Origin of the sequence: Clostridium muellerianum (assembly GCF_012926525.1) — a bacterium.
Lineage (GTDB): Bacteria > Bacillota > Clostridia > Clostridiales > Clostridiaceae > Clostridium_AM > Clostridium_AM muellerianum.
This window is the reverse complement of record NZ_JABBNI010000026.1, coordinates 39,830-46,537: the sequence shown is the minus strand read 5'-3', so window position 1 is coordinate 46,537 and position 6,708 is coordinate 39,830. Positions and strand designations below refer to the sequence as shown.

The window sequence follows — 6,708 nt, the reverse complement described above, 5'->3', positions numbered from 1 at the left end:
AACGATAACAAAAAATAGTTATCAACAAAGTTATTAACATGTTATACACGTGAAATAGTATAAAAAGAAAAGAGGTGAGTTTTAGTGAGAGTTTAGTACTTGTTATACACTCTCTCACTAAAGATAACAGATGAAATATAATGTAGAATTACTAAGACAAGAAAATTATAAGCCAACATTTTGGTCTGGAGGCATGGCTACAGAACTTACCACATATCCCTTAAATTCTGATTATGCCAGTAAAAACTTCTTATGGAGATTGGGAGTTGCTAAAATTGATATACCAGAATCTACTTTTAGTATTCTACCAAAAGTTTCCCGTAAATTCATGGTTATAGAAGGAAAAATAACTCTTGACCATGAAAATAAGTACAAGAAATTACTTAATCCCTTTGAGCAGGACCACTTTATGGGCGATTGGAATACTAAAACCTATGGAAAAGCTTCCGTTTTTAATTTAATGACAAGAGAAAATTATAATGGTGAATTACTTCATCTTAATATTAATCCTAACAAGCAGCTTAAATTCCAATATAAAATTCCATTAAATAAGGATTTAGCAGCAATTTGTTTTTATACTGTAAATGGTGGATTTAACTCTAATATTAATGATAAAATTTTCGAAACTGTTAAAAATGATTTAATTTTAATTAACTGTGTAAATTCGAGCTGTACCCATGAATTTATGCTTTCTAACAATACTTCAGAAATTACTGATATAATAGTAAGTATAATTTATCGTAATTAGTTTATCTAACTCTAAATTACTTTTGCATAAAATCCCATACTTTTGTTCTATTACAGTCTCTTTTAGAAAGTTATAATAAATAGTTTAAAATATTAACTAAAACAAATAACCCCCTTGAAATATTCTGATTGAACTTTATATTTCAAGGGGGTTTTATATTCAGATCTTGAATATATGACTAAAGAATTTTACTAATTTGATTAATATCATATCCCGATGGATTTTGGAACACCCTTAATTGGAATTCATTTATCACTGCAAATAAGTGCTCAAAAATATCAGATTGAATCGTTTCATATTTTTTTAAATCTATATCAGTTGCAAATGCATAAATTTCTATAGGTAGTCCATTTTCATTTGGAGCTAATTGTCTTGCCATAATTGTACGTTCTTTACTGATCCTAGGATCACTTTTTAAATACTCTTCTATATAAGCCATGAAACAGGCAATATTAGTAAGATGTTTTCCATTAATTAAAAAATTCGTATCATGCTTGTTTTCCTTATTATGTTTCGTGAACTCTTCCTCTTTAGCAGCAATATACTGTTTTAAATAATTAATCTTCTTAAAGTGCTCTATCATTTCTTCTGAACAAAATTTTATACTGCTGATATCAATTAGAATAGAACGCATAATTCTACGTCCACCTGCTTCTGATATTCCCCTCCAGTTTTTAAAGGAATCAGACATAAAGGCATAAGCTGGAACTGATACAATAGTTGCATCAAAATTTTGAATTTTTATAGTACTTAAGTGTATTTCAACAACATGACCATTAGCACCATACTTTGTCATCTCAACCCAGTCTCCTATTCGAATCATATCATTAGTAGTCAATTGTACTCCAGCAACAAAACCTAAAATTAGATCCTTAAATATAATAGAAATCAAAGCAGATAAAACTCCAATTCCGCTTAATATAGCTATTGGATTAGTACCAGACAAAGTTGCAGCTAAAGCAATTCCTATTAAAATACATGCTAAAATTTTTACTATTTGCAGAGTCCCCGTAATAGGACGAATTTTTGAAATATCATAAGTTTTATAAACATCATCAATAGCATTTAATATTGCACTAATCACCAAAACAGAAATTACTAATATAATAGCCCGAGCAATTCTTTGAATCACTTCTTCAAAAGATCCAAATAAAGGTGCTGAAATATAAATTATTACAAAAGGTACAATATTAGAAATTCTATGAAATACCTTTCTCTCAACTAAAAAATCGTCCCACTTAATATTATTTTTATATACTGCCTTGGATATAATATTTAAAACAACTCTTTTTGTAATAAAGTTTGCTAATAGACATATGACAATTAATAAAATTAATTCAACACTAAAAGATAAATATCCAGCAATTACTCCACTAATTCCTTTATCAATCAGCATTTCTTTTATAAATCCCATACTTTACCGCCTTTCTAATTATGTCAAAATACATCATTTACATTATATATTAATACATCGATATTATTTAATTGACAACTTATCAATATAGTACAGGATTGTTGAATTCAAGTCAAACCTCACTAATGTGACCATATATTAACTATAACTAGATTATGTTAATAATTTTTAAAAATATAGCACTTAATAAATTATTACCTGAATGAATTAGAAAAACTACTAGTATACCTGTTGCTATTCCTTTAAATTTGTTTTTAAATTTATAATAATTCATAATATAAGCATAATTTAATATTAATCCGAAGATACCTGTTCTAATCCCCCAAAAACATGCCCAAATAAAATCTGTTGTTTGTAAAAAATGTACACCTCCAAAAATTATAGATGATAGAGCTGCTGCCGTTATTTGGTTTTTCTTGGAATCTGAATAAAGTAAAATTATGTGTATTATAATTACTTGAAAAATTAAAGTTTCTCTAAATGGTGCTTCAATAATACTCCAATATGCCCCATATAAACTACTGTTTAAAAGCTTATTAGAATACATAACCTCATAAGGAGCCTTTCTAATACATCCATCTATTGTATAATAAACAATAAAATATAAAATTAATTGAGGTATTATCGCCACTGCAACAAACTTAGGTATACATAACTTTTTTAGATATTCATGTAGTTTTTTCATACTTTCCCACCTTAGAAATTATTAAAAAAATTACTATTTGAAATACTCAGCTAATCTTTCACATTCTATTTTGGAAAATAAAAACTTATTTTTGTATTCAGCTCTTAATCTTGTAATTTCATTAACACCTTTTTCTTCAGAATTTATTGCTTCTTTCATATCTTTTATTATATATGACATAATCTTTACAAAAGTAGAACTTTCACAAATTTCACTTATTCTAAGTTCTAACTCATCATATTTATATCCACCTGTTGGATTTGTATAAACATTTTCAAAATAACTTCCAACAATTTCATTAATCTCTGCTAAAAGGCATTCCTCACTTATTGAATACCAATCTATACTTTTTTCATGTATTTGAAAAAATAATGCACCAAAAGCATTGAGCAATAATATTGAATTAGTAGTATCGTGCCATTCATCTGAATATCTTTCCCAGAAATTTAGATTTTCCTCTGCTTCTATTTCTTCTCCTGTATTGAGAAATAAAGTAACAGCATCAATTCCATTAGAAAACACCTCAAAATTACTGATATCACATTTGTTCTCCAAATAATCCCATAACATATTCAGTGCCTCTTTCATCAGAATAGACATTTTCTTTTCAACTTTCATCATTGCTTCACTATATGAATTAAACACTCTATTAATAAAAAGAAGTTGTGCTAATATTTGTGTCTTATCTGAATATTTATTAAAACTTTCTTGAGTCAAGATAAACACTAATATTTTAATAGGAAAACTAAAGGATTCATTAATACTAATGATGCTTGAAGAGATACCATACAAGCGTTCTAAGATGCTCAGACAAATAATAAACGAAATATAAAAAATCCTATTTAAGCAGTTTCAAAAATAACTTCTCAAAATAAAAAAACTGCAAACTTGCAATCATTGATTTATAAATACAAGTTTACAGTTTAAATATCAGTTCTTGTAAATAACTTCTATTTTAGATTGAGGCCATTAACCCCTGAATTACTAGATATTTTAATCATACAGTCCTTTCTATAAAAAGAAATTCCATACTTTATTATGTTCTCATAACCCTCTTGCTGAAGTTCCATCTCGTACTGATTCTTTTCTATTTGTTTTAAAGCTTCATCACACTTTTTTAACATATCTTTTGGACTATCACAAATCTTAAGTTCTATTATTATTGCTGTATCAAATATTGAAATAGGTTTTATATAAATATCACACCTACCCTTACCAGTTTCTCTGTTAAACTTAACTATGTGATCATGCATATTTGCAAGAACTCCTACTACAAAACCATGATAAAAATTTTCATAGGCATCATTAAAGCTTATGGTTTCTTTTAAAATCTTATTTAATTCCTTTTGAAATGTATCACTGTCTTTGTCAAATATGGCAGTGTATAAAACACTTAAATCTTTTGCTTTCACCTTATCATCAAACCACTTTAAAATTTTAGTTTTAAAAATATATTTAACTTCTCGATTTGGTATACTAAGCTCTAAATAACGTTTATCTTCATTATCCATTCTTTCATTAACTTTTTTAAAATATCCAGTAAAGAACATAAAATTCCATAGATTATCCATGGTATCATAGATTTCATCATAGGTTATATCTTCATGAACTGGTTTTTCTATGCTTTTTCCTTCAATTAATAATTCTATCTCCTGCTTAGTTTTAGAGTCCGCTCTTTCTATCAAGCTTTTAACTATACTGTTAGAGCTTGTATTTGCCCAATAAGATGATGGAAATACATTTTTATTTTTGTATAAATCTTTCACAAATTTTACAACACTCCAAGGATTGTATACCTGTGTCTCACCAAAAATATATCCATTATACCAGTTCTTAGTTAACTCTTCCTTTTCACTAAGTCCGTAATCTTCAAGGATTTTACTAACTTCCTTTTGAGTAAATCCAAAGTATTCATCATAATATTCATTTAATATCGATATAATTTCCAGATTATTCAAACCTGTAAATATGCTTTCTCTTGAAATTCTCAAGCATCCTGTTATAACAGCAAATTCTAAGGATGAATTTGTTTTTAATGCTGATTCGAAAAGAGACCTTATAAATTTAATCATTCTATCATAAAAGCCCTCAAAAAATGCATTTTCAAGAGGTACATCATATTCATCTATAAGTATTATTACTTTTTCATCATGGTACTTCTCCAAACATTGTGCTAAAAATTTTAATGCTGTTACATAAAGTTCTTCACCAGACTCTTTACTTTCTATTCTTTCATATTCTTCTTTTTCTTTATTTAATTTATCACTTTTTAAAATATAATCATGACGTCTAAATTCATCTACAAGCTCATCTTTAATACACTTTAATGCCAATTCAAAGGTTGGCTGTTTCGCAGATTTTAATGATATATTTATTACAGGATACTTACCCATATGTAATAAGTATTCTTCACCTGACTCCATTATATTTAAGTTTTCAAATAAATAAGAATTATCTTTTTCACTATTCTCAAAAAAATATTGCAGCATACTCATATTTAAGGTCTTTCCAAATCTTCTTGGTCTTGTAAATAAGTTAACATCCGCTTTATTATCTAACAAATCTTTTATAAGTAATGTTTTATCCACATAATAATAATTTCTAGTTATTAATTTTTGAAAATTATCTACACCTATTGGTAATGGTTTAAAATTCACATTATCACATCCATTCCACATTCATCTTTAAAACATCGAAAAATAGTTTTTCATTTAATATTATATCCTACAATTTAACTTGTTTAAACAAAATCATTCTATCTAACCAGAACAAACGCATGAAAATTTATAACTACATAAGTAAAATTACATTCAGATTATATTTTCATAATTTTACTTATGCAGTTGGTTGGTCTTCATGCGAATTACAAAACACCTTTATTTCAGTCCATTCATTAGCATTTCCTAAAGATACAAATAGTACCATACCAACAACTTCATTAATTGGATACTTTATTTTCTTCTTTTGTCTTAGATCTTCAATATTTTTCATTAAACTTATCATATCTGAAATTTATTCATGTGTTTGTTCTGCTATAGTACTTATTTTTCCTACCTTTTGGATTTTCTGTATCCTGCTGCTTGGGCTTCTGCTTCTGTATTAAACCATTCCTCAGCATCAGTCTTGTCATAAAATGCTCCCCCTGGTACATGATAAATTTTTTCCCCTTTTGAGTTTATATTACCTTTTATTGAACCATGATCTGAAGATGTATTTGAATTACTTGGGTCATTTGAATGACTCTGTGTTTCGGTATCTTTTGCAGTATTTTTTGCATTTTCTTCTGCTTGCTTTTTAACCTTTTCTTCAGTATCTTTCTTTTCTTGTTCTTCTTTTAATCTCTGTTGTTCCTGCTGTTTTGCTGATGTATCCGCACTTTGTTTAGAATCAACACTTGTAGCTACTTGACTATTATGTGTAGAACCAGTTCCAAAAGTAATCCCTGCTCCAATAAAAGCTATTACCAACAATGCCGTTGCTATTGCACCTTTTTTTAGATTTGAATAACTTTTGAATCTCTCATGATTAGAAAATAAGTAAATTAGCCCTATTATTGGCGCTATAAGCATTGCTAAACCTAAAATTTTTATTATTAATGCTATTATCATTAATGCGACTATAAACTTTATTATTAACTTCATGCATATCATTCCCTTCATAAAATTCATCATATTCTAAATCCACCATAGAATAAATAGTTAAAGCTTTAAAGGATACTTTTCTATAGTGGTGGATTATAAACACTACAAGTTCTTCATCAATATTTTTCACCTCCATATTAATTTTCATATAGCATAACTTCATTTTATTATAAATGTTTTAAGCCATGAAATTTAGCAGTAAACAAATTTTGTATACTCT

Annotated in this window: 7 protein-coding genes; 1 reads left to right on the top strand and 6 read right to left on the bottom strand. The window is 27.5% G+C overall.

Features of this window, described 5'->3' with window-relative positions; all coding sequences use genetic code 11:
* Nucleotides 1-130 precede the first annotated feature (130 nt).
* Nucleotides 131-748 (top strand): HutD family protein, encoded by a 618-nt coding sequence (locus HBE96_RS14810; RefSeq protein WP_169298517.1) that lies wholly within the window; start codon nt 131-133, stop codon nt 746-748.
* Nucleotides 749-926: 178 nt separating this feature from the next.
* Here the strand turns inward: HBE96_RS14810 and HBE96_RS14805 are convergent, their stop codons facing one another.
* The 6 genes from HBE96_RS14805 to HBE96_RS26370 form a co-directional block, all read right to left on the bottom strand.
* Nucleotides 927-2,162: a mechanosensitive ion channel family protein gene (locus tag HBE96_RS14805; protein WP_169298516.1), complete on the bottom strand. Its 1,236-nt coding sequence runs from the start codon at nt 2,160-2,162 to the stop codon at nt 927-929.
* A 148-nt stretch (nt 2,163-2,310) separates the two neighbouring features.
* Nucleotides 2,311-2,847 (bottom strand): CPBP family glutamic-type intramembrane protease, encoded by a 537-nt coding sequence (locus tag HBE96_RS14800; protein WP_169298515.1) that lies wholly within the window; start codon nt 2,845-2,847, stop codon nt 2,311-2,313.
* Nucleotides 2,848-2,880: 33 nt separating this feature from the next.
* The gene (locus HBE96_RS14795) at nt 2,881-3,564 is read right to left on the bottom strand and encodes a hypothetical protein (RefSeq protein ID WP_243186953.1); all 684 of its coding nucleotides are present in this window, start codon (nt 3,562-3,564) and stop codon (nt 2,881-2,883) included.
* Between the two features lie 233 nt (nt 3,565-3,797).
* Nucleotides 3,798-5,504: an AAA family ATPase gene (locus HBE96_RS14790; protein WP_169298514.1), complete on the bottom strand. Its 1,707-nt coding sequence runs from the start codon at nt 5,502-5,504 to the stop codon at nt 3,798-3,800.
* Between the two features lie 178 nt (nt 5,505-5,682).
* The gene (locus HBE96_RS14785; protein WP_169298513.1) at nt 5,683-5,850 is read right to left on the bottom strand and encodes a transposase family protein; all 168 of its coding nucleotides are present in this window, start codon (nt 5,848-5,850) and stop codon (nt 5,683-5,685) included.
* Between the two features lie 47 nt (nt 5,851-5,897).
* Nucleotides 5,898-6,518, bottom strand: a complete 621-nt coding sequence (locus HBE96_RS26370; protein ID WP_243186952.1) for a sunset domain-containing protein — start codon at nt 6,516-6,518, stop codon at nt 5,898-5,900.
* Between the last annotated feature and the right edge of the window lie 190 nt (nt 6,519-6,708).

Coding starts and splice junctions, on each gene's coding strand:
- HBE96_RS14800 (WP_169298515.1), bottom strand. CDS start 2,847: ATGAAAAAACTACATGAATATCTAAAAAAGTTATGTATACCTAAGTTT.
- HBE96_RS14805 (WP_169298516.1), bottom strand. CDS start 2,162: ATGGGATTTATAAAAGAAATGCTGATTGATAAAGGAATTAGTGGAGTA.
- HBE96_RS26370 (WP_243186952.1), bottom strand. CDS start 6,518: ATGATGAATTTTATGAAGGGAATGATATGCATGAAGTTAATAATAAAG.
- HBE96_RS14785 (WP_169298513.1), bottom strand. CDS start 5,850: ATGATAAGTTTAATGAAAAATATTGAAGATCTAAGACAAAAGAAGAAA.
- HBE96_RS14810 (WP_169298517.1), top strand. CDS start 131: ATGAAATATAATGTAGAATTACTAAGACAAGAAAATTATAAGCCAACA.